The organism is Mesobacillus sp., assembly GCF_057785455.1.
Map to the genome: position 1 here is coordinate 165,483 of NZ_JBYNSB010000060.1, position 24,347 is coordinate 189,829.

The 24,347-nt window shown below is 42.8% G+C and carries 19 protein-coding genes; 13 read left to right on the plus strand and 6 right to left on the minus strand.

The annotated features are described in order from the left end of the window. Positions 1-124 precede the first annotated feature (124 nt). On the plus strand, positions 125-1,909 hold the full coding sequence (locus AC3EBE_RS22160; RefSeq protein WP_488597189.1) for an L-lactate permease: 1,785 nt from the start codon (positions 125-127) through the stop codon (positions 1,907-1,909). Between the two features lie 200 nt (positions 1,910-2,109). Here AC3EBE_RS22160 and AC3EBE_RS22165 read toward each other — a convergent pair whose 3' ends face one another. Continuing rightward, on the minus strand, positions 2,110-2,697 hold the full coding sequence (locus AC3EBE_RS22165) for a hypothetical protein (RefSeq protein ID WP_488597190.1): 588 nt from the start codon (positions 2,695-2,697) through the stop codon (positions 2,110-2,112). Between the two features lie 211 nt (positions 2,698-2,908). Here AC3EBE_RS22165 and AC3EBE_RS22170 point away from each other — a divergent pair, with 211 nt between their 5' ends. Then, the gene (locus AC3EBE_RS22170; protein WP_488597191.1) at positions 2,909-3,139 is read left to right on the plus strand and encodes a hypothetical protein; all 231 of its coding nucleotides are present in this window, start codon (positions 2,909-2,911) and stop codon (positions 3,137-3,139) included. Between the two features lie 192 nt (positions 3,140-3,331). Here the strand turns inward: AC3EBE_RS22170 and AC3EBE_RS22175 are convergent, their stop codons facing one another. The 3 genes from AC3EBE_RS22175 to AC3EBE_RS22185 form a co-directional block, all read right to left on the minus strand. Then, positions 3,332-5,692: an FdhF/YdeP family oxidoreductase gene (locus tag AC3EBE_RS22175; protein ID WP_488597192.1), complete on the minus strand. Its 2,361-nt coding sequence runs from the start codon at positions 5,690-5,692 to the stop codon at positions 3,332-3,334. A gap of 138 nt (positions 5,693-5,830) precedes the next feature. After that, positions 5,831-6,190 carry a Na-translocating system protein MpsC family protein gene (locus AC3EBE_RS22180; protein WP_488597193.1) on the minus strand — a complete coding sequence of 120 codons (360 nt, stop codon included), beginning with the start codon at positions 6,188-6,190 and terminating at the stop codon, positions 5,831-5,833. 78 nt (positions 6,191-6,268) lie between these two features. After that, complete coding sequence (locus AC3EBE_RS22185; RefSeq protein ID WP_488597194.1) at positions 6,269-7,531, minus strand: L-lactate MFS transporter; 1,263 nt, start codon at positions 7,529-7,531, stop codon at positions 6,269-6,271. A gap of 437 nt (positions 7,532-7,968) precedes the next feature. Between AC3EBE_RS22185 and fdhD the strand changes: the two genes are divergently transcribed. From fdhD to floT, 11 genes are all read left to right on the plus strand, one after another. Then, positions 7,969-8,760: a formate dehydrogenase accessory sulfurtransferase FdhD gene (gene fdhD, locus AC3EBE_RS22190; protein ID WP_488597195.1), complete on the plus strand. Its 792-nt coding sequence runs from the start codon at positions 7,969-7,971 to the stop codon at positions 8,758-8,760. A gap of 285 nt (positions 8,761-9,045) precedes the next feature. Next, positions 9,046-9,834, plus strand: coding sequence for a transporter substrate-binding domain-containing protein (locus tag AC3EBE_RS22195; protein WP_488597196.1), 789 nt, complete (start codon positions 9,046-9,048; stop codon positions 9,832-9,834). Positions 9,835-9,928: 94 nt separating this feature from the next. Next, positions 9,929-10,588, plus strand: coding sequence for an amino acid ABC transporter permease (locus AC3EBE_RS22200; protein WP_488597197.1), 660 nt, complete (start codon positions 9,929-9,931; stop codon positions 10,586-10,588). 27 nt (positions 10,589-10,615) lie between these two features. Continuing rightward, positions 10,616-11,338 (plus strand): amino acid ABC transporter ATP-binding protein, encoded by a 723-nt coding sequence (locus AC3EBE_RS22205; protein ID WP_488597237.1) that lies wholly within the window; start codon positions 10,616-10,618, stop codon positions 11,336-11,338. A 383-nt stretch (positions 11,339-11,721) separates the two neighbouring features. After that, a complete protein-coding gene (locus AC3EBE_RS22210) occupies positions 11,722-13,278 on the plus strand; it encodes a BCCT family transporter (RefSeq protein WP_488597198.1) in 1,557 nt (518 codons plus the stop codon). Between the two features lie 125 nt (positions 13,279-13,403). Continuing rightward, a complete protein-coding gene (locus AC3EBE_RS22215) occupies positions 13,404-15,452 on the plus strand; it encodes a putative bifunctional diguanylate cyclase/phosphodiesterase (RefSeq protein WP_488597199.1) in 2,049 nt (682 codons plus the stop codon). 98 nt (positions 15,453-15,550) lie between these two features. Continuing rightward, on the plus strand, positions 15,551-16,240 hold the full coding sequence (locus AC3EBE_RS22220) for a DUF975 family protein (RefSeq protein ID WP_488597200.1): 690 nt from the start codon (positions 15,551-15,553) through the stop codon (positions 16,238-16,240). A 156-nt stretch (positions 16,241-16,396) separates the two neighbouring features. Further along, positions 16,397-16,960 (plus strand): DinB family protein, encoded by a 564-nt coding sequence (locus tag AC3EBE_RS22225; protein WP_488597201.1) that lies wholly within the window; start codon positions 16,397-16,399, stop codon positions 16,958-16,960. Between the two features lie 104 nt (positions 16,961-17,064). After that, positions 17,065-17,676: a sterol desaturase family protein gene (locus AC3EBE_RS22230; RefSeq protein WP_488597202.1), complete on the plus strand. Its 612-nt coding sequence runs from the start codon at positions 17,065-17,067 to the stop codon at positions 17,674-17,676. A 467-nt stretch (positions 17,677-18,143) separates the two neighbouring features. Then, on the plus strand, positions 18,144-18,680 hold the full coding sequence (locus AC3EBE_RS22235) for an NfeD family protein (RefSeq protein ID WP_488597203.1): 537 nt from the start codon (positions 18,144-18,146) through the stop codon (positions 18,678-18,680). Between the two features lie 15 nt (positions 18,681-18,695). Further along, complete coding sequence (gene floT / locus AC3EBE_RS22240) at positions 18,696-20,231, plus strand: flotillin lipid rafts scaffold protein FloT (RefSeq protein WP_488597204.1); 1,536 nt, start codon at positions 18,696-18,698, stop codon at positions 20,229-20,231. A 108-nt stretch (positions 20,232-20,339) separates the two neighbouring features. On the opposite strand, the gene AC3EBE_RS22245 is transcribed toward floT, so the two are convergent. Beyond that, positions 20,340-23,249, minus strand: coding sequence for a M1 family aminopeptidase (locus tag AC3EBE_RS22245; RefSeq protein ID WP_488597205.1), 2,910 nt, complete (start codon positions 23,247-23,249; stop codon positions 20,340-20,342). After that, on the minus strand, positions 23,246-24,133 hold the full coding sequence (locus AC3EBE_RS22250) for an ABC transporter permease subunit (protein ID WP_488597206.1): 888 nt from the start codon (positions 24,131-24,133) through the stop codon (positions 23,246-23,248). The genes AC3EBE_RS22245 and AC3EBE_RS22250 overlap by 4 nt, the downstream gene beginning before the upstream one ends. Positions 24,134-24,347 lie beyond the last annotated feature (214 nt).

Here is a 24,347-nt window from a genome sequence, read left to right on the forward strand (position 1 = left end):
GGTTTGTATAATAAGTAATAGGTGTTATATAACAAAAATTCTATAGTTATATAACAAGTTTCGTATTACGCAACAAGAATGAACCATCGTTTTCTATTACCAAACAAAAGGGAGATGATTGTTAGTGAGTACTGGAATGCTAGCGTTTTTATCTTTGCTGCCGATTCTCGCGGTAGGAATATTCCTGGTCGGGCTTAGATGGCCAGCAAGCAAAGCGATGCCAATTTCTTACGTAATTGCAATTGGCCTAGCTTTATTCGTTTGGAAGGTGCCAGGAGCTAATGTGGCTGCCGCCTCGGTACACGGACTTATTGTTGCTGCTACACTTTTGTACATTATTTTTGGAGCAATCCTGCTGCTGAACACATTGCAGGAAAGCGGTGGAATCAAAACGATTCGCCAGGGATTCACTGATATCTCCGCAGACAGGCGCATACAGGTAATCATTGTAGCCTGGTTGTTTGGATCTTTTATTGAAGGTTCTGCTGGCTTTGGTACACCTGCAGCGGTTGCTGTCCCACTGCTTGTTGGCCTTGGATTCCCTGCAATGGCCGCGGTAGTAGCCGGTATGGTGATCCAAAGTACACCTGTATCCTTTGGTGCGGTCGGTACACCTATGCTAGTTGGAGTTTTTAGCGGCTTATCTGCTGATACAAGCATCTCCAATGACTTTTTAGGATTAGTAGATGTTATTGCCGTAAAGGTTGCTTTGCTTCACATGATTTCAGGAACGCTTGTGCCATTATTTGTTGTTTCTCTAATGACGAGATATTTCGGTAAAAATAAGTCGTTTTCTGAAGGCATAAAGATTTGGAAGTTTGCACTTTTCTCATCCTTTGCTATGACAATCCCTTATATTATTGTAGCGAATCTCCTTGGACCTGAGTTTCCTTCTATGATAGGTGGATTGACAGGATTGGTCATTGTCATCTTTGCAGCGAAAAAAGGCTTCCTTATGCCGCCAAAAGAGGAAACCTGGGATTTCGAGGAAAAATCGAAGTGGGATCCGGATTGGATTGGCCAGCTGGAGATCAAGGACATCGCCCATAAAAGCGGCAGCATGACTATGTTACGTGCATGGTCACCATATGTTCTGGTCGGCGTGTTCCTGGTTATTTCAAGGTTAAACTCGCTGCCAATCGCCGACTGGTTAAAATCAAAGGTGGTCGCACTTGAAGATATTTTTGGCTCGGGAATTACATCCAGCTTCCAGCCTTTGTATTCACCTGGCACCATTTTCATTCTTGTATCACTCTTAACGTTCTTCATTCATGGAATGAATGGAAGCGCGTACAAAAGGGCCTGGTCACAGTCTGGAAAGACGATGCTTGCGGCTTCAACAGCATTAATCTTTACTGTTCCTATGGTTCAGGTCTTCCTTAATACTGGTGGCGGTGCCGCAGGCTTTGACAAGATGCCGATTGAACTTGCGAATGGGGTAGCAGCATTAGCAGGAGATAACTGGCCGCTGTTTTCAACCTTTATTGGCGGTATCGGAGCATTTATTGCTGGCAGTAATACTGTAAGTAACATGATGTTCTCACTATTCCAATATGACGTTGGCTCGCAAATCGGTGTCGACCCAACATGGATTGTTGCCCTTCAGGCAGTAGGGGGCGCTGCAGGAAATATGATTTGCGTCCATAACGTTGTAGCTGCATCTGCAGTAGTAGGATTGGTAGGAAAAGAAGGTGCTGTTATAAGGAAAACGCTATTCCCATTCTTCTACTATGCGCTGCTTGCAGGATCTGTGGGGTACTCTATTGTCTGGTACTCAGAAAAAGGAATCTTTAACATTGGTTCCTACATCGCTGTTGCAATTGCTGTTGCAGCTGTGTACATCATTGCAACAAACAACAGGAGATCAGGTATGATTTTGCAAGAGTCACAGCCAGTGGTAAAACAATAGAAACAAATATGTATATAATATAGAAGGAAAGAGAAACAAAAAGAGAAGGCCCTATTCCCAAAAACGGAATAGGGCCTTTTTGTGTATCTGTCATCCCTTTGGTGACCATATCTCCTCAGCTCTTACCAATCACCTACATTGGTGACATTTTTTAAAATTGAAATAATCAAGAGATCTTTTTGTTGAAGGGTTTGTAATTATCAATGTTTATGTTGTTTTTCATTATAATGCTGTTTCTGTATACCGGAATTGCCATGTAGATCTATAATCCAGTGTTTTCCCAATTGGGCTCCGCCGATAAGATAGGATGATACCATGAGGACTAGAAGCGCTGCTTTCAGGATTTCAGCAGCCGAAATAAAAGAACCAGCGCTATCGGGCAAGATCTTATAAAGTAAAAGCGAGCAAACAGAGAGGGTAAGGAAAATGTTCATGAATACGAGTGACTGGGCAGGAGCGATCATTTCCCCAAGCATAGCTCCCATCATTCCCCCCATAATGCCAGCCATGAATCCTTCAGCTGATGAACTAACTCCCATTCTGAAGCAGCATAAGAGGCCGCTTAAAGAACCTATGACGATACCCAGCAATGTGGAATAGTAAAGGTCGCCTTGATGAAGTGTTCCGAAAAAGATACCGGAAGTTAATCCAATATTCATTCCCTGGAACATCGATATCACCATTCCCGACATGTGGTTCATCCTTGCCTTGTATTTATTAGTCAATAGTATTGAAATTACCAGGACACTTCCCAGAGTAAGAAAGATATAAAGCTCAAAAGTAAACATACGCAGCCTCCTCTTCACCATCATATGTGAAATGCGGACAACCAATGCCCGGCAAAAGATTTTTGCAGAAAATATGCAGGCGAAGAGGTTAATTTTACGCACGGTAACCGATTTGAAAGCGAGTGATTATGAAATATTAGCCCAAGCAGAAGGATAGGTAAAAGCATATAAAATTAGTGAATATAAATATAAATCAAGGAGGTAGGTCGCGATGTATCATTACAGAAATCCCCATATGGCAAGAAACCAGAGGTTCCTGGGCTTCGGTTTGCCATTCCTGGGAGGGCTTGCGGGAGGACTATTGGGGAGTGCATTATTTTTCCCACGCCCATTTTATGGATATCCAGGGTTTGGTTATCCTCCAGGCTGCTGTGGTCCAGGGTTTGGTTATCCAGGCGTAGGATATCCAGGTTTCGGTTACCCAGGTTTTGGCTATTATTAAACGATAAGAGACATGTACCTATTGTAAGATAAAGACGAGTAAAAGGCTTATTTACAAATTAGCCGTTACTGAAGACCGGAAAGTGAAAGACAGTGAAATTGGCTATTGAATAACGATTTAGTAAAATTGCATCCGCCTATAACAAAAAAAGCTTGCAGATCGTAAATCTGCAAGCTTTTTCATTCTATGATGTTAAGCTGGAGCATCAAGTTCATCATCTTCGATACGTTTTTCGTAATGTTCGACATCTTTGCGTGCATTGAACCTGTCAGCCTTTTCAAGGGTCACGGTAATATTATAATCAGGGATCCCTGCGTATTTTTCATATCTGCCTCTAGGCAGCAGAAAGTTTCCTTCCGGGAAATGGACCTGTACATTGCCTCGAGTAATATCAACGAATTTTGCTCTTCCCTGGAAGACTCCAAATCCATTATAAAGTACTATTCCTTCTCCTTCCGCAATGCTAAGATCCTGTGCATCCTCTGCATTCATCAACACGTCATAGCGACCAGCACCATTCAATGGATCGACCTCGTTATAAACCATCGAGTTAAACTGTTTGCCCCGGCGGGAGGTGACAATGAATTGTCCTTCCTTTTTGCCAAGGTCTGGTATATCAACTGTAATAAGGTTTCCTTTTCCATCCGGGGTAGGGCAGATGCCATCCTCGCATAACCAGGCTCCTCCCCATTGGAACACATCTCCAGCCTTGCTTAGATGCTGGATACCGTCATAGTTGGGATTTGCTTTTGCAATCTCGCTGCGGATTTCCTGGGCATCTTTAAAATCAACAAGATGAGCTGTTTCAGGCTTAACGCGTTTAGCCAAATCGATATATATTTTCCACTCAGCGCGCGCTTCTTCAACCTGATTTTTATTTCCTTCAATTTCAGGACTAAAGTAAACCATTCGTTCAGTCGATGTAGATGTCCCGCCGCCTTCCTGCTCATATCGGGTTTTAGCTGGGAGGACAATGACAGCTTCTTTCGCATCAACAAGAGTGGAGGTATTGAGAATGATATCCTGATGGACTCGGATATCAAGTTCAGACAAAGCTTTTTCAATGAAAATCGGGTCAGGCATAGTTTCAAGGAAATTGCCCCCGGAAAGATAGTACATCTTGATCTTGCGTTCATGATCTTCAGGAAGCAGGATGTTTTCAAGGGTTACTCCAACAATATCTCCCTGCCATTTCGGAAGCTCAAATCCCCAAATATCTTCGATGCGGCTGATGTTTTCCCCATAGAAATCACCGCCTGGAAGGACGAATGGATCTGCTCCCATTTCACCGCTTCCCTGGACAGAGGAGTGGCCGCGGAATGGCATAAGGCCGGCATGCTTTCTTCCGAGGTGTCCTCGGAGCAAAGCAAGGTTCGCTACCTGGGAAATATTATCGGTTGCGAAAGAGTGCATGGTTAAACCTAAAGCCCATGCATAAACTGCATTTTTGCTGCTGGCAAGCAGCTCCGCCAATTCGATGATCCGTTCTTTCGTAATTCCAGATGAGGTTACGATATCTTCCCATGTCTGTTCCTGGACTTTTGACTTCAGTTCTTCGTAGCCGTTAACATGCTCTGAAACAAAGGCGTGGTTGATTGCTGAACCGTAATTGTTTTCTTCCATCTCGAACCAATGCTTCATGATACCATGCATGAATGCAATGTCTCCGCCAATATTCACCTGGTAGAAATCATCAGCAATTTTAGTGCCAAAGAGGGCAGATTCAGGATTTGAAGGAATCCAGTATTCATCCATCGCAGGCTCTCTGTACGGATTTACAACAATGATTTTCGTTCCGTTTTTCTTAGCCTCAAGCATGTATTTTGACGATACAGGTGAACTGTTTGACGCAACGCTTCCCCAAAATAACAGGACATCCGTGCCTATCCAGTCCAAGTAGTTAGACGTGGAAGCACCTACGCCAATGGAACGCTTCAATGCAGTCTTGGAAGGAGAGTGGCAGATTCGGCTTGCATTATCAATATTGTTTGTCCCAAGGAACCGAGAAACCTTACCTGCTACATAATAGGATTCATTTGTAATTCCGCGGCTTGTCAGGTAAAAAGCATATTGTTCAGGATCCAGCTGTTTCATTTTTTCAGCAATTATATCCATAGCTTCGTCCCAGGAAAGACGTGAAAATCTTCTTTCGCCTTTACGGCGGATCATTGGATAGGGGATTCGTCCCAGTTTGCGCAGCTCGGTGCTGTCATATTTCCTCAGTTCATCAATATCAGCGTGAAGGATTTCTTCTTTAACAGCGCCTGCTGTATTTAAGCGCAGTACATTCAGCCTTGTTGTACAGATATGCGGCCCAGTCAAAGTCTGGTCACTGAGGCCGGAAACACCAAGTGCACAGCCATCGCAAACACCTTTTGTTAAAATATTTGCAGCATAGCCGATATTATCACGGTTGCTCCAAAGAGTTTTTACTGTGTCTCTTATATGTTTCGGTTTTACCTTGCCCAATCCAAAAGGAATAGGACTTACCCAATGTTTAGGGGCGGGCATAACCGCTTTTTTTTGTGGTCCAGGATGCATTGTTTTTCCCATGTGAAACACTCCTAATGAAAATTTACATGAAAATCTTTAAGTCTATAAAAAAGAAAAAACCACCGTTCGCTTGAAGGTCCTCCAAGTGTTAACGGTGGTTAGTCTTTAGCAGGATCGCTGCCAAGTGCCATACCTATGTTATTCACAAAATTTTGCCTGGATATCTTCTTCAAACACAAAGATGGACATCCCGAAATCACGGTCAATATCTATATCTACAAAAAGTTCAACCAGTTTGCAGCCCAGGAATTCTTCCATTTCCATCGGAGGATTCTTCCTGTACATTTCCTTTACCATTTCAGTTCTGGCTGCCCGAAGCGCCTGCTTTCCTTCATTGGCAGATGCGATGAACTTCTCAACGGGTGAGAGGTTTCCTTCCATTTCACATATAGCCCACTTTTTACAGAAGGTAGTGGTTATTTTACTCGGTCCTTTTCCCATATGCTTTTTGCGGAAGGAACGGACAAGATTGCTGAACTCTGCCTCGTATTTATTCATACACGGAATCCTCCTGCCATCCTTTAGAGGTTATAAGATGATTGGTATTTTACCATACGGAGCAGCAATAAAAAAGAATTATCCAGCCATTCTTTCAGCAGCGGCATTTTGTTTGCGGAGTTTCTGGATGTCGCGGCGAATCAAAATTGATACCGCAAGAGCGACCACGAATAGTCCGGCAAAGAAGGTTAAGCTGGTTGCATAGCTGCCAGTGCTGTCCTTCATCCATGCAGCAAACATCGGGCCAGCCAGTCCTGCAGCTGCCCATGCAGTCAGGATATAACCGTGAATTGCACCAAGCTGTTTTGTCCCAAAAATATCCCCAATGAAAGCGGGAATTGCTGAGAAACCTCCGCCGTACATGGTGTAAACGATCGCCAGCATAACCTGGAAAAGAAAAGCTTCCTTCGTATGCGGCAGCAGCGTAAATAGGATGATTTGAGTCGCAAAGAAAATCGTGTAGGTATTTGGACGGCCGATGTAGTCAGATATTGAAGCCCAGGCGATGCGGCCGAAACCATTAAATAGGCCCATAACTCCTACAAGCGCAGCTGCTTCTACAGTCGTAAGTCCAATACTTTCTTCTGCTAAAGGCTTTGCTGCGGATAGGATCGCGATCCCGCAGGTTACGTTGATGAAAAGCATGACCCATAGGTAGTAAAATCTAGGGGTTTTAATCGCTTCGTTGGCAGTAAGCTGGGCAAGATCCTGTTTGATTTTTATTTTTCCAGATTGAGCTTTTTCCTTGAAGCCTTTTGGTGCCCAATCAGCTGGCGGTTTTTCAAGGTATAGGGATGATAGCGTCATGATAATGAAATAGGCAATGCCTAAAGTATAAAATGTATTTGCTGTTCCAACAGACTTTATGAGTGTATCCATAATTGGGCTGGCAATTGCGGCAGCAAAGCCGAATCCCATGATCGCAAGTCCAGTTGCGAGACCGCGCCTGTCAGGAAACCATTTTACCAAAGTCGATACAGGAGCAATATAGCCTACCCCAAGGCCAATGCCTCCTAAAACCCCGTATGTAATATACAATAATGGCAATGAACCAAGATTAACAGCCAAACCAGAGCCTAAAATCCCTGCTCCAAAAAATACTGCTGCCAGCAGTCCTGCTTTTCTGGGGCCGTGCTTCTCGACGAAATGTCCAAGAAATGCTGCCGACAGTCCCAGGAACAGGATTGCAAGGCTAAAAGTAAATTGTACTTGCTTTGAAGTCCAGCCGAATTCCTCGATCAATGGATTCGTGAAGTTGCTCCAGGCATATACCGACCCTATGGAAATATGAATTCCCACAGCCGATGCGGCTATTAGCCATCGGTTTTTTGTGTTTTTCATCCTCTTTCCCCCTATTCGTTCTAATGAAATCTGATAACCTGTAACTCTTCCAAAAACGCGATAACCGGTACTCCTGGGCATTCAATCTAATAAACAACATAAAAAACCGCCAATCTTTAGTTTCCCAAAAAAAGGGACAACTAAATAAAGATTGACGGTTAATACTTAGCAGGATTCGCTACCTAGGACCAACTGTTAATCGCTTTCAATTCCTCAATGCACTTTAATCGACGACAGGTTCGCTATCTCGTATCAAAATGTGACGAATTTGTGACTTCCAAAAAAATTTTAACACTTCCAAAATGCAGATGCAATCCCTATTGTGCTTAGTATATCAATTTTACACTATGTTCATGGTGTAAATTTTCCTTGAGAAATAGGGTAGAGTATGTTTAGATTTTAATATTCTCAAAATCAAAATAATCAAGGTGACGACAATGTTGGAAAATATGAGTGACAGATATACGATTACCAAATATACAAATGGCGAATTTCTCGACGTTGAGGATGTTATTGTCAATGAATTCCCTTTGACGATTTTTGTAAATGATATGGAATTTGCTACTATGGTTTGCACTCCCACCCATTTTGAAGAGATGGTCGTAGGCTTTCTGGCATCCGAAGGGGTAATCCGCTTTTATAGCGATATCCACTCTCTGAACATAGATGAAAGCCGCGGATATGCATATGTTATGCTCAAGGCGGAGACGACAACCACCCAGGAATATTATTCTAAAAGATTTATAGGTTCCTGCTGCGGAAAAAGCCGGCAGTTTTACTTTCATAATGATGCCAGAACGGCGAAAACTTCAATGGCAAAAACGACGATTACGGCAGCCCAGAGCATAGCATTGATGAACGAGATGCAGGACAGTTCACTGGTGTTCCAGGAAACTGGCGGAGTACATAATGCGGCACTCTGTACACCTGAAAAGGTGATCGAGGTCAGGACAGATATCGGACGGCATAATGCACTTGATAAATTATTTGGATATAGCATTTTGAACCGTGTTCCTGTTCGTGATAAAATCATCGTTTTCAGCGGCAGAATTTCCTCGGAAGTATTATTGAAGGCAGCGAAAATCGGTGTCGGAATCGTGCTGTCAAAGTCCGCGCCTACCGACCTGGCTATTAAGCTTGCAAAGGACTTGAACATAACAGCTGTAGGGTTTATCCGAGGGAAATCCTTTAATGTGTATTCTTGTCCTGAGAGAATTGTTGGATCATGAAGATCTCAAAAATATTAGTTGAAACCAAAGTTCCCCAATGAGGGAGACTTTGGTTTTTTTTATAGCTGCAGTAATTTAGGGATTTTAGTCGAGGGTTGAAGAAACAGAAGCATATGAAAGGATATAGATGCAATAGAGAGGCTCAGTCAGCTCAATAGACGAGAGCAGAGTATTTCCCTGGATATCTTGAATTATCAGATAATTCGCGTTTTGAAGAAATATTACAAAATTGTTACGATAATAAGGGTATATATACATAAAATTACTAAGGGGGAATTTCAAAAAGTGAAGAAATTATTATCAACAATCGTTCTGCTGCTTACGCTTGTCAGTCTGCTTGCAGGATGCGGTGGAAAAGAAAAGGCTTCTGGAGAAGAAGGGATGAAACTTGCTGAGAATGGTAAATTCACATTCGCAGCTTCTGGTGAATTTAAACCCTTCAGTGTAACAAATGGAGAAGGCAAAATGACAGGTTTTGACATTGATGTTGCCGAAGCGGTGGCAAAGGAGCTTGGACTTGAACCCAGTCAGAAAAAATTCAAGTTTGCGAGTATCGTAGAGGGTGTTAAGACCGGGCGCTTTGATGCGGCAGTTGCCAGCCATACGATTAATGAAGATCGCTTAAAGCATGTAGATTTTTCCACACCATATTACTATTCAGGTCCTCAGATTTTTGTAAGGCCAGACAGCTCCGCTCAAACACTCAAGGATTTGGACGGTAAGGAAATTGCTGTTTCAAAAGGTTCTACATATGCGGATACTGCTGAAGAAGTAACAGATAATATTGTGCTTTATGACAGTGACGTAACTGCTTTGGAAGCATTGGCCAACGGACGCCATGACGCTGTTATAACGGACTTTATTACAGGAAAAGAAGCGATTGGCGCAAAGCTGAAAATTGAAGGAAAAGAGCTGTTGGGCCGCAGTGAGCAGGCGATTGCTGTCGCAAAAGAAAATGAGGAGCTGCTAAAGAAAATTAACGAAGCTCTTGATACATTAAGAGAAAATGGCACCTTGAAGGAAATCAGTGAAAAGTACTTCGGAGAAGATATCACAGCTGATCCGGGGCAATAAGCATTTTCAAGAACGAATGTGCTGATATCAGTACATTCGTTTCTTCTTAATAACATGGTGACATAAAAACAATGCTAAAGGAGCTGAATGGATTTTGCCGAGTCTATCGCATGTGGTCGAAGTCTTTTTTGATACATACGATATTTTCTTAAAAGGGATGCTGCTGACGCTTGAGGTTACTGCTGTATCAATTTTAATTGCTATATTCATAGGATTGTTATTCGCTTTCCTGAAAATATCTGGTATCAAGCTTTTGGAATGGTTGGCTAATACATATATCTATCTTGTAAGAGGAACACCTTTAATTGTCCAGATCTTCGTTTTTTATTTCGGGCTGATTGATTTGAATATCTCTGCTTTTTGGTCTGTAGGACTGGCACTTGCTTTCCATAATGGTGCTTATATTGCCGAAATTTTCCGCGGGACCATTCAATCGATTGACAAAGGCCAGATGGAGGCAGGCCGTTCCCTTGGCATGAGCACGAATCTGACCATGAGACGGATTATCCTTCCCCAGGCGTTCCGCAGGGCTCTCCCTCCTCTAGGGAATCAGTTCATCATTGGATTAAAGGATTCTTCTCTCGCTGCCTTCATTGGCATGTACGAATTATTCAATGTAGCCACCACAAAAGGAGCCAACGATTTTGATAATATGACCTATCTGCTTATTGTTGCGGTCTACTATTTATTCCTTGTCTACTTGATATCAGCATTGGTTGGGCTGCTGGAGAAGAAACTTTCGGTTAGTGATTAAGGGGGATTTACTTTGGATGGAAAAGATATGATTAAAGTTAATAAGCTGAATAAATCCTTTGGAGAGCTTCATGTTTTGAAGGATATAGACCTTACTGTGAAAGAAAGTGATGTAGTCTGCCTGATCGGTGCCAGCGGTTCGGGTAAAAGTACGCTGCTGCGCTGTCTGAACTTCCTGGAACTTAAGGATAGCGGGGGGATTTTCATTGGTGATGAAGAAATTAATGCTGATTCACATGATCTAAACAAGGTGCGCCAAAATATTGGCATGGTATTTCAGCACTTTAATTTATTTCCTCATAAAACAGTTATCGAAAATATCATCGAGGCACCTGTTCATGTAAAAGGAATCTCAAAGGAGCAGGCCATCAAAGAAGCACGGGAATTGCTTAAGAAAGTTGGCCTGGCTGATAAAGAAACAGCCTACCCGTCAAGGCTTTCCGGAGGGCAAAAGCAGCGGGTGGCCATTGCAAGGGCGCTTGCCATGAAACCGGACATCATGCTGTTTGATGAACCGACTTCTGCCCTGGATCCGGAACTTGTTGGCGAAGTGCTTGCGACTATGATGGAGCTTGCCGAAGAAGGGATGACAATGGTGGTTGTGACCCATGAAATGGGCTTTGCCCGAGAGGTCGCAGACTGGGTTGTATACATGCATGAAGGCCGCATTGTTGAAGTTGGCCATCCCGATAAAATATTTGAAAACCCTGAAGAAGTGCGTACAAAAGAGTTTTTAAGCAAGACGTTTTAAAAATGTGGGCGCTTAGACTGCAAAGCGCTCATTTTTTTAGGCTCTGTTAAAGTGGAAGGTGCACAGACTCCTTCGGGATGAAGCGGCAGCTGAGACCCTGCAGAAGCAAAGCGACGAGGAGGCTCAGCGCCCCGAGCAAAGCGAAGCGCCTGGAACGAAAATCAACAGCCTGGTTTAACAGAGCTTTTTTTAAAAAAAACAAGGCTGTTTTCTCATGAGGAATCAGGTTTCTTAATGGATAAATAAGGGAAAGTATTTGCAGAATAATGTTGTGGCCCGTTTGGTATGTTTTTAATTTGCTATTACATAAGGTTTAAGTATATTTCCCGGGAATTAATATAGGTGACAACATTATTCAGAAATTATAAATATCAGGAGGCTGCATGATTAAGAGAATTCTTACTAACTTTGTATTTACAACATCAGCTGCACTCATTTTGCTGTTCGTATTGCTGGGGGCAATAATGCCAAAGAGATTTGGTGCGGTGGCTGGGAAACTGTTTGATTTCACTACGATTAATTTTGGATGGTTTTATTTATTGGGTGTCTTTATTTTAGTTGTGTTTTTGATTGGGCTTGCCATCAGCAAATATGGGGCAATCCGACTCGGTGAAGAAGGAGAAAAGCCGCAATTTTCTTTCTTCACATGGATTGGGATGCTTTTTTCTGCTGGTTTCGGGGCAGGTTTGGTATTCTGGGGAATTGCCGAGCCAATGAGTCATTTCTTTAATACTCCCTTTTCTTCTGTTGAAGGTGAAACTAGAAATGCTGCCAGGGTAGCAATGGGCTATTCATTTTTTCACTGGGGGGTCAGCCAGTGGTCTGTATTTGCAATTGTAGGTCTGGTGATCGGCTTTCTTCAGTTCAGAAAGAAAAAGAATGGGTTGGTGTCCACGGCTCTCGAACCGGTCACAGGAAGCAAACCCGCTGTGAAAAATGTTATCGATACACTTGCTGTCGTAGCAACGGTTATGGGAATTGCCACTTCAATCGGGCTTGGAGTCCTTCAGATGAATGGAGGGCTGAATGCAGTATTCCACACTGAAAATTCTATTGGAATTCAAATGGTCATTATTATAGTGATGTTTGCCGCTTATATGATTTCCTCTTCAACAGGACTTGAAAAGGGCATCGCTATGCTGAGTAATCTCAATCTTGGTATCGCAATTGTCTTGCTGCTGTTTGTCCTGATCGCCGGGCCAACTGTATTTATCTTAGAAAGCTTCACATTGGCTATTGGAGATTACTTTGCTAATTTTATTCAGTACAGTCTTCGTCTCCAGCCATACCAGCAGGGAACTTGGACAAGGGATTGGACGATTTTTTATTGGGCCTGGGCAATTGCATGGTCACCGTTCGTCGGGGCTTTCGTCGCACGTGTTTCCAGAGGCAGAACAATCAGGGAGTTTATCTTTGGTGTAATGGTCATTCCGCCATTAATTGCATGTCTTTGGATAGCCGCTTTTGGGGGGACAGCCCTATGGAATGACCTAAATCACAATACAGGAATCGCTGCTGCGGTCAACGCTGACTTAACCTCTGCTTTGTTCAAAACCTTTGAGTTTTTGCCAATGACCACGGTACTGTCAGTCCTCTCTATTATTTTGATTTTCACATTCCTGGTAACATCGGCTGACTCGGCAACGTATATACTCGCAAGCATGACAACGTCTGGCAGCCTGAATCCGCCGTTATTTGCCAAAATTGTCTGGGGAGCATTAATGGCTGCAATTTCGGCAGTCCTTCTATATGCTGGAGGACTGGAGGCATTGCAAACCGCTTCGCTGATTGCTGCGCTTCCGTTTACTGTCCTTTTGCTCTTATTGGTCGCTGCTATCCTAAAGCTGCTTAAAAAGGAGCCGCTTCCTATCAGGCCAGCTGATTTGCGGCGCTTCCGAAGGCTCGAGAAGGCTGTAAGCAAGGAATCGGGCGAAGAATGATCAATCAACCGAACGCTGCTATTTGCAGCGTTTTTTTTATTTTTGCATTCACATTCGCATCCGAAGGACGATATATACCATATTGACTACAACAAGAAATTTGCTGAAAAGGATGTTATCCAGCTATGTTCTCGATGCCAGAATCCAATGATATTATCATTTTACAGGGTGAATATTCACCGCCAATTGTTGTCTTATCGATCTTGATTGCCTGCATGGCATCATATACTGCACTTTCAATGAATGAAAGGATCAGCCAGAACAGTTTTTTTAGCCGTAATTTTTGGCTTGCTTTAGCCTCGGCTGCAATGGGGTTAGGCATCTGGGCAATGCATTTTATCGGTATGAGTGCCTTTATGCTTCCAGTTACAATGAATTACAGTCCGCTGTTGACAATCATATCGATCATACCTGCTGTATTGGCTTCCTATCTGGCTTTTTATTTCTCTAACCGTTTGTATCTTAATCGATGGCCGCAGGTGCTTGCCGGATTGACGATGGGGATAGGGATTGCCGCGATGCATTATATCGGTATGGCCGCTATGGAAATGGAGGCGGAATATGCATACAGGCCATGGATTTTTATTCTTTCAATTTTAATTGCGATCATTGTTTCATTCACTGCTTTATACATCTTCACAAGCCTGCAAAAATTTATGAATAACTTCATCGTAAAATCCATCACATCCCTGATGATGGGGATTGCAGTCGCAAGCATGCATTATACGGGGATGAAGGCAGTAATATTCTATCGCGATTCATCAGTGGAGCATTTTACTCACCAAAGCCACCAAGTGAATATGCATTTACTGGGTATAGCTGTAGCATTAGGGATTGCCGTGATTTTAGGACTTTCCGGTTTCTCCAGTCTGCTTGACCGGTATGTGGATTTTCGCTTAAACAATTTTGATGCATTGACTGGATTGCCGAACCGAAGGCAATTTGAAAAAAAACTCCGTTCAGTGGCACCACAAGGATTGGCAGTCATCCACCTGCATGGGCTGGAAAAATGGAACAGCCGTTATGGATATGAATTTGGCGATGAAATCATAAAATGTGTCAGTGACATAATCATGCAGTTAAAGCCAGGCTCTGCAATGGTATACCGCATTGAAGGCAACCGTTTTGGGATTGCCGTAGGTGATGGAAGAGACTATGATAAATTGAAGGTTTCGATGGAGAGGGCTGCCTCGGTCTTAAAAAAATCTTTGGTCATCCAGGAGAAGAAGATTGTCGTGGATCTAGCCTGTGCACTTACTTCGTCTTCAGCTATTGAAGATACTGACTTGTTCTCAAATATTATGGCTGTATTGCACCATTCTTCAATTTCCTATAAACATGAGGTCATTGAGTATAATCCCGAGGTCCATACATATACATTCGAAAAGCATCTGGTTCAGGATATCGACCGCGCGATAATTGAGAATGAATTATTCGTCGTCTATCAGCCGAAGATCTGTTCAAACACAAAGGAAATATTCGGAGTGGAAGCTCTGTTGCGCTGGAATCATCCGCTTCATGGCCTGGTTTCACCAGGAGTGTTCATACCCATTCTTGAGGAAAATGGCAAAATGCATGAAGTGACAGATTGGATTATCAGGCACGTATGCAAACAAATTTCAGCATGGGATGCGGAAGGCGTTGAGGGATTCAAGGTGGCCATCAATATTCCTGGCACGTATTTTACTTCGCCAAAGCTAATGGCAATTTTGAAGGAAAGTGTATCCGAATACCGGATTGAAAGCAGGTTCCTTGAGCTGGAAATTACCGAAACAAGCGTAATCGACCATATTGAGCATGCCATTAGGGCAGTGGGTGAATTTAAAGAATACGGTTTTTCAGTAGCTCTCGATGATTTCGGGACGGGAGTTTCATCCTTATCCTATCTGAAGCGGCTGCCAATTTCTACTTTGAAAATCGATAAATCATTTGTCGATGATGTTCCGAGGTCGGATAAGGATTCTGCGATCATAAAGGCAATCATCAGCCTCGGTCACTCCTTGAAATTGAAAGTGGTTATAGAAGGGGTGGAATCAGAGGAGCAAGTCAAATTCCTGGTAACCAATGCAGAAAATCCAATTATCCAGGGCTATTATTATTCAAAGCCGCTAATGGCGAAAGACTTCATTAGTTGGGTCAATGATTTTAGGTTATCTGTAGGTGCAGTTTCATGATATTACATGTATTTGTTATTATTTTACAAAATATAATGGTGTATCGCTTGGAAGTTGGAGGAGACGGCATATATCAAACTAATTTAGGGGGAATGTAAGTGGATATTGGTATTTCGCAAATTAAAAAGAAAGCTCTTGCATCATTGAAGGGGAAATGGGGAACAGCTGTCCTTCTGACTTTTACAGTATTCCTGGTTACCTCATTTGTACCTGTTTTAGCGGAAATCATCATAAGCGGCGGGTTCTCCGCATGGGTGGACCAGACTGAACCTTCAGCGGCCGGGAATCTAGTAAGCTTGTTTTTCTCTTTCCTATTCATACCACTGTCAGTGGCAAGCTACTGGTTCTACTTGACTGTTGCAAGGTGGAACGATCCAAAAATTTCACAGGTGTTTGGCATCTATAAGGAATGGGAGATGGCTTTAAAAGCAATCGGCACATCCATTTTAATAGGCATCTTTACAATGCTGTGGTCATTATTATTAATCATACCTGGAATTATAAAAGGCATTGCCTATTCACAGACCTTCTTCCTGCTGAAGGACAATCCAGAATTCTCCGCACTTGAAGCAATCACTGAAAGCAGGAAAAGAATGAAAGGGTACAAATGGAAGTATTTCCTGATGAACCTGAGCTTCATCGGATGGGTATTCATTGCAGTCTTCACACTCGGAATCGGTTTTCTCTGGCTGACCCCATATATCAGCACAGCGAATGCAACCTTCTATAACGAAATCATCGCCCCACAAGGCCATGACGACGCAAAAACAGAAGAACTAGCCATCTAAACGCAATAATCTTCTTTAACACAGTAAAGCGGTGGGGGTCTGACCCCCACCGCTTTACTGTGTTAAAGGGGAATGGTTTTGGTAATTTTTAGAGGATATTTCTGTATAGTGGCGAATACTTATAGTTCTATTCTTAAAGTGAAAAGAGGGAGAACTATGAGTTTTGATCGGGAAACGATTTACTTAATAGACCAAAAGGAGGGTTTCACTCCTGCCTTAAGCCAGCTGGTTTCAATGATGAATTATACGCGTGAGACAACGCTGGATGCTGTCAAAGGTCTTACCATCGAAGAACTTGATTTTTTGGTCCACGAAGAAGCGAATTCGATTGGCATGCTGCTGGCGCATATGGCAGCGGTTGAACGGATTTATCAGATCATTACCTTTGAACAGCGTGACCCTACTGAGGAAGAAGAGGAAGCTTTATTGGCAGGTCTGGAGCTTGGGGAGAAGGGAAGAACAGCTTTTAAGGGATTTCCTCTGGAGCATTATCTGGAAGACCTTGAAGCAGCTCGCAGGGATACATATGAGAAGTTCCGGACATTGCGAGATGACTGGCTATTTGAACAGACTAATTGGTGGTGGAATAAGCCGGCAAATAACTATTTTAAATGGTTTCATGTGTTCGAGGACGAACTAAACCACCGAGGACAGATCAGGATAATCAAAAAGATGTACAGTATGGCGAACCAAGCTCAAGAGCAAATAGTCAAGGAATGATAAAATATCAAGCCCGTGATAAATTTTATCACGGGCTTAAATTTTATTGATTGAAAAATCTGAAAAATATATAATAGAGTTATCCAGTTAAAGGAGGAATCTTAGTGAACAAACAGTATAGGGATTTCTTTTTCTTCCCTGATATAAGCATATTGATATTGCTAATTACGGCTGGATTGATCAGCATGTCGTGGATCGGTGTTACGTATAATATGCTCTTATCAATGCTGGCCGGGATGCTGTTTTTCGCATTAAGTGAGTATCTGACCCACCGATTCATTTTTCATGTAAAAGCTCCCAGGAACCCCTACCTGCTTAAGTTCATGAAAAGAATTCATTATGACCACCACATCGATCCCAATGACCTGCATCTTTTGTTCCTTCCCTTGTGGTACAGCCTTCCTAACTTCCTGATTGTTTCAGCCATTTTCTACTTTTTTTCCGGTGATTTGCCTTATACAGCAGCTTTTGGCACAGGGCTGATGTCTATGCTGCTCATCTATGAATGGAAGCACTATGTTGCCCACCGCCCTATAAAGCCCAAAACCAGGTTCGGCCAGTGGGTAAAAAAGGTCCATATCCTTCATCATTACAAAAATGAAAACTATTGGTATGGTGTCAGTACCCCTTTTGCTGACTATCTTTTTGGAACCTTTAAAAATGAAAAGGAAGTAGAGACAAGTAAAACAGCGAGAGACCTTGAAAAAAGAGCATGATAATGTGGATGGCCCTTTACCCAATGGTGACGGGCTTATTAAATTTCTCCAATTATTTTTAAAAATGAAACTTTTTACCAGTAAAATCGTATTACATAGCAACAGCCTATAAAAAGGAGGGGGAGTTATACGGAAGCACCTGAGCATAAAAAAGGCCCTGTTAAAGCTGATTGTAGATTTTTAAACCCTGTTGATTGTAGTGGAAGGCGCGAAGACTCCTCCGAAAATGCTACCGCATTTCCATCGTGCGTGGGTAAACGCGCAGAAGCCTATTCAATGTCCTGCGGGCGCAGCTGGACAGATGAGACCCCGGTAGAAATGGCCCGAAAAGAAGGGGCCATTTTACCCCGCAGGAGCAAAGCGACGAGGAGGCTCAGCGCCAGCCCCGCGGAAAGCGAAGCGCCTGGAACGGAAATCAACAGCCTTGTTTAACAGAGCCATAAGAAAAGTGAAAAAGGGTGAGTAAGATGGAGCTATTCGGCTGGCCGCTAGAAACGATTTATTTATATGGTCTGGTTATATCAGGAGCAATTACAATCCTTTATTTATTTTTTGGGGACTTTCTGGATGGGGTGATGGAGGGCATTCCTTTTATCAATCCCACACTGATTTTTTCCTTCACGGCCATTTTTTCAGCCAGCAGCTATCTGGCTGAGGTATTTACAGAAATCAACAGCCTAATCATTGCTGGTTTTTCTGCACTTATCGCTATTATTCTTGTAACTTTACTTAATGTGTTCCTGCTGGTCCCTTTATCAAACGCTGAAGAAACACTTGTTTACAAGGAAAGTGATTTGCGGGGCCGCATTGGAACCGTCATCACGGCTGTGCCTGTTGATGGGTATGGGGAAGTACTGATTGAAAGTGTGAGCGGCAGGATTGCAAAGCCTGCTGTTAGCTTCACGAAGACAGAAATCCCTTATGGCAAGAAAGTCATTGTCATTGATATTGAAAAGGGTGTGCTTCAGGTGAAGGTTTATGAAGAATTAGAGAATTTCATTTAGGGGGAGAAAGAAAGAATGGATTTGATGTTTATCGTAATCGGTTTTGTTGTGTTTTTGGTCATTGCCCTGATTGCTGTCTTTATCACTAAATACAAGACGGCCGGACCCGATGAAGCGTTGATTGTGACAGGCAGTTTTCTTGGCAGCCGGAACGTCCACATGGATGAATCAAATAACAAAATTAAAATCATCCGCGGCGGAGGTACATTTATTTTTCCAGTATTCCAGCAGTCCCGTCCACTGAGCCTGTTATCCAGCAAGCTGGAAGTGACCACTCCGGAAGTGTATACGGAACAGGGAGTTCCAGTCATGGCTGACGGAACAGCAATCATTAAAATTGGCGGGTCGATCAGCGAAATCGCTACAGCTGCAGAACAGTTTCTAGGTAAGACAAAGGAAGACCGGGAAAATGAAGCAAAGGAAGTTCTTGAGGGACATCTCCGCTCGATCCTTGGTTCGATGACAGTGGAGGAAATTTACAAGAACCGTGATAAATTCTCCCAGGAAGTACAGCGGGTCGCTTCCCAGGACCTGGCTAAAATGGGTCTGGTCATCGTCTCTTTTACGATTAAAGATGTTCGCGATAAGAACGGCTATCTTGATTCACTTGGTAAGCCAAGAATCGCTCAGGTAAAGCGTGATGCCGATATTGCTACGGCAGATGCGGAAAAAGAAACTCGCATCAAGAAAGCCGAAGCCGATAAAGAAGCAAAAAAGGCCGAGTTCGAAAGAGCGACTGAAATCGCTGAAGCTGAAAAAATCAATGGCCTGAAGATGGCGGAATTCCGCCGTGAGCAGGATATTGCCAAAGCACGTGCAGACCAGGCGTACGACCTTGAAACAGCACGCGCCCAGCAAGAGGTTACAGAGCAGGAAATGCAGGTTAAAATCATTGAACGCCAAAAGCAAATCGAGCTTGAGGAAAAAGAAATCCTTCGCCGTGAGCGACAGTATGATTCAGAGGTTAAGAAAAAGGCGGATGCCGACCGTTATGCTGTAGAGCAATCAGCTGCTGCAGATAAGGCGAAGCAGATTGCCGAAGCGGATGCGAATAAGTACCGCATCGAAGCTATGGCTCGTGCTGAAGCTGAAAAGGTCCGCATGGATGGACTCGCGAAAGCGGAAGCGGAACGCGCGCAAGGTGAAACGGAAGCAGAAATCATCCGTCTTAAGGGTGTGGCGGAAGCGGAAGCGAAAGAAAAAATTGCTGAAGCGTTTGAGCAATTCGGCCAGGCGGCAATCCTTGACATGATCCTTAAAATGCTTCCGGAATATGCGAAGCAAGTTGCTGCACCACTGGGCAATATCGATAAGATTACCGTTGTTGATACTGGTGGAAGCGATACAAATGGCGGTGCGAACAAGGTTACTGGCTATGCTACCAACCTGATGGCGACACTTCAAGAATCATTGAAGGCATCTTCCGGGATTGATGTAAAAGACCTGATCGAAAACTTCTCCGGAAAAGCGAATGTTAGGCACAGCATTGATGCTTTGACTTCTGAGATAAAGGATCAGAAAAAAAGCGAAGGTGAACTAGCAGCTGAATAAGCTTTTACAGAGCAAGCCGGACAGGGAAAGCAAACCCTGACCGGCTTTTTTGCTATGCTCGAAAAAACTGTCAAAAACAGCCCGGCCAATGAATGACCGGGCTTTCGTTTATTGCTTATTTTTCTTTGTGTTTGGTTTAAGCCAGCTGTCAAAATACCCTGAAGCCTCCACACCCCCGGCATTCTCGAAGGTTTTTATGAGGTCATGGCCAGAAGCATTTCTATTGGTATGCTCCTTAGTGTATGTCTTTAGCGCTTGCTTGATTTTTCCTGTACCAATCAGCTTCTCTAGTTCAAAGTACATTTCTGAGCCTTTTCCGCCAATCATGACATAATAGTCGTTTATGTCTTTAAATTCTTTAAGCGAGCTGCTGAGTGATTGTCCCTGGGCTTCGACTCTGGCAATTTCTGTTTGCATCTGGGAAATTTGCTCAGAGGAATTGCCTGAGCCGTACCCTCTTTCAACCATGGCTTTTTTTAATAAAAAGCTTGTAATAGCTTCGTTTACCCATGGTTCCTTATACCCGTTGCTGCCTACTGCACCTGACAGCCATTGGCGGAGAACGCCTTCTGCCATACTGATGCTTCCTAAGGGGTTTGTGAAATTATAACCTGGAGTAAAAATCATCCCCTGATAAGACATTTGTGGATTGCTTTCAGCAGTCCTGATAATGTCCAGTTCTTTGTATGGGTAGGTCCCAAAATACTCCTCGAAATATTTCATGGATTGTGCGGCAGCCATATTATTCCGCTGTGCTGCTTCCACGTCATCGATCTTAAGACGTGACCACATATTGATCATTGTGTCACCATTCATGAAAATTTCTCTTGAATAGTATTGCTTATCAAGGAGGACCATTGACAGATCCCTTACATTCTCAAGCTTTACTGCATACTTAACAGTGTCACCCTGAGTTTCAATTATTGCTGTAGGTTCAGGGGCATTTGATAAGATTTCATATTTTGCCGGGGCTGTCAGTGTAATATCATAATTTGCAATTTCCTGATAAAATGGCTGCCCGAATGGTGTGACAGGATCAAGGTTCCAGCCATTTTTATCATAGACAGCCTGAGCAGGCAAAAAGTTTCCAAGCCATACCGCAGCATAATCGAGACTGGTATTACTGTAATTCTTAGGCAGTTTTAAGTGGAATTTAAATGCTACCTCGGCTTTTTGCTTATCTGTCCAATTAGCCATATCAATTTCAAGGATGGTCTTGTTCACCTTAGACTTGGTTCTCTTACCATTCACAAATAAATCACTGATTTCAATCCCGCCTGGTTCAGGAGAAGGGCCGAGAATCATTTCCCAATCCATGCCCTCAAGCGGCTCCTGGAATTGGTTTGGATATAGATGGAAATACAGTTTATCCTGTTCTTTCCCGGTGGTATTGGTTGTTGTCACATTGAGGGAGCCATTCAAAGATCCCTCAGCTTCGTTATAAGTCATGTATGCTTTGTAATCTGTTGGGATAATATTTTTATTTGTATAATCCAATTGATAGGTTTCTTTGGCTGCTCCTGCAGAAACTTGGACAGATTTATGACCTCTTTCTCTTGAATTGCCTGTATACTCCTGGTATTGAGCGTAGCCATACAGGCCTGCCCATAAGATGAACGGCAGCGCCAGCAGGGCTGTTAGGACAGGATTTGGAAGCCCGCCAATTTTAGCAGCGGTTTTCAGCAGGAATTTCTCGATTGCTTCGTAAGCTTTGAGTTGCAGTAAACTTCTTCTTAGCTTTATTAAAAGATTGCGTATCCCATCACTGATATAAAAACGTTCCTTAATATGAATATCAGGCTGTTTTTGGGCTCCAACTATAACAAAACTATTGGATTCCTTAACTAATGAAGTGCTGCCCATACTCACACTTGCTTCCTGCAGTGATTTTTTCTTAACAGGAATGACTCCTGCAATCTGATCCTCGATTCCTTTTTTCATCCAGTTAATGATGAGTGCGATTAACGTAATGATGAGGAGCGGACTATATGCCATCCATGGAGCACGCCTGATCAGCCAATAGTTCTGTCCGGCCATACCTGCCAGTTCATTAGAAATGGACCTGTAGATTAACCTTGGCAGATCGACAATTGCAGTGGGATGGGGCCCGCCTAAATAGATTGCAAAGATTCCCATGAAGGTGAGCATTTGCAGCAACTGCAGCATTTGCTGTGTTGTAAGCAGGAGAAAATGTGATTTAATGTTTGGCCATACATGCCTGATTAAGATGTGGAATTTTCCGCCTCCCATCAGGCTTGAACTTAATACAAAAGGCTCTTTTTTAATTTCTTCCGCCATATCGGTGATAAAGTAAAAAACTCCAGGGAGTCCGATTAAAATCAGTATAAGCAGCTGGTACTCCAAAATGACCTTTACGGAATACCCCTGCGGAACAGCGGCAATTGGAAGCATTAAAATGATTCCTGCCAGCAATGCAGGAATGTACCTGAAGGGCCAGAAGAAAGCGCTGAAATATTGTTTGAAAACTGGCAGCCATAAAGCTGTTACCATCGCCAGCAGCCCTCCAATGATCAACCGCGCCAAAGTAATTCCGATAACAGCTCCTAAAGTATATTTCACTCCAAACAGAACAAGATTGACCATGCTCCTCGCACCTAAATCAGTACCAAGCGGGAAGACAAACGAAGGCGGAGCAGGCGGGGCTGCGACGAATTTTCCATTTTCATCAAAAATCAATGGTTCATTGCTTTCCGGTGCAAGCTCGGTGTTCCAGCTGACTGCGAATAAAATGAAAAGAACGGCAGTGCCGACTATCATATTCCTATGTTTTAGACTATTGATGTATTTGAAAATCGCAAATAATATGAGCAGTAATCCTTTAACTGAACCCTGTAAAAGTCTCAACAGGTCAGTACCAGCAGACTTGTATTTTCGCTGTCTGATATTTTTGACGGATGACTGAAAGTGACCAGTAATTTCGTTAAGGTTCAACCATCTGAAAAATTCAAGAATGACTGATTTTGAATATGAAAGTTTACCAGTGTTCCAAATTCTCATATATTTACCCCCCTTGTACTAGCGATTTTTTTGCCAGAAAGGGTGATGATGCGTTCCAGCAGCAGGATAGGAAGCAGGAATATGCCCGCATAAAATAATATTTGTGCGGGAGAGCCGGCATTTTTGGTCAGCAAGTCGTACAGCTCTTTTGTGTATCCATTTAATACAAACATTTGCTCAACAAGTACAAGGTTAGTTGTAATCATAAAAATGATTGTTTTAAAGTGAATCGAAATGACAGGCAGGATATTCCTCGTAAGATGGGTGAAAAGGAGCTGCAAGTTAGATAATCCTTTCGCCTGGCCCAATAGGATGTAGTGTTTTTCATATTCGTCCTCCATCGCTTTTAAAAAATATTGCGCGAAAAACAAGGAAGGCAGCAATGAATTGATAATCATTGGGAAAATAAGAGGTTCTTTTCCAGCAAGCCCGTACATTGTAACCAGCCGGATGCCATATTCCCGATAAAGTGCAAACAGCGACATTTGAATGACAAAGATGACCAATAGATCCGGCAAGCCTTCAATGAAATTCAATACATGCTTGAGCTTAGCCCGTTTCTCAAAGGATAGGCTCATCATTATGTAGGCAATACAGCTTCCTATTAAAATAGTGAAAACCAGACTGATTAAAATAATTTCCACAGAATATGTATACCTGCCAATGACTGTCTCCTGGTTCCAACTCTCCACGAATCGCCAGCTATGCCCGCTGGAAAGCTGGAGGGCAGTAGCTTTAAAAGCTGTGAGGAAATCCAGGAACCTAAAACCCAAGTGCTCACTCCCGTCAGGACGAAAATCAAAAAGCTTAGGAAATGACACAAAAAATAACAGACCTGCCGCAGAGGTCAAAAATAAGAACGGAATATGAATAATCTTTTTCATAAAATCCCCCTTTGGTAATTTTTTCTTTATTTAACGTTTGACGCTATACATGGGAAAAAGGTTGCGGTTTTTTCGAAATGTTTTTTAATAATTTTATGATAATTGAAAAAATAACGTAATATAAGTTATAATAAACCGACTAGATAGTTTATTTACAGATGATGGTTTTGGAGCAGTATAGAGTATACTGTGTAACTTAGACACAAAAGACAAC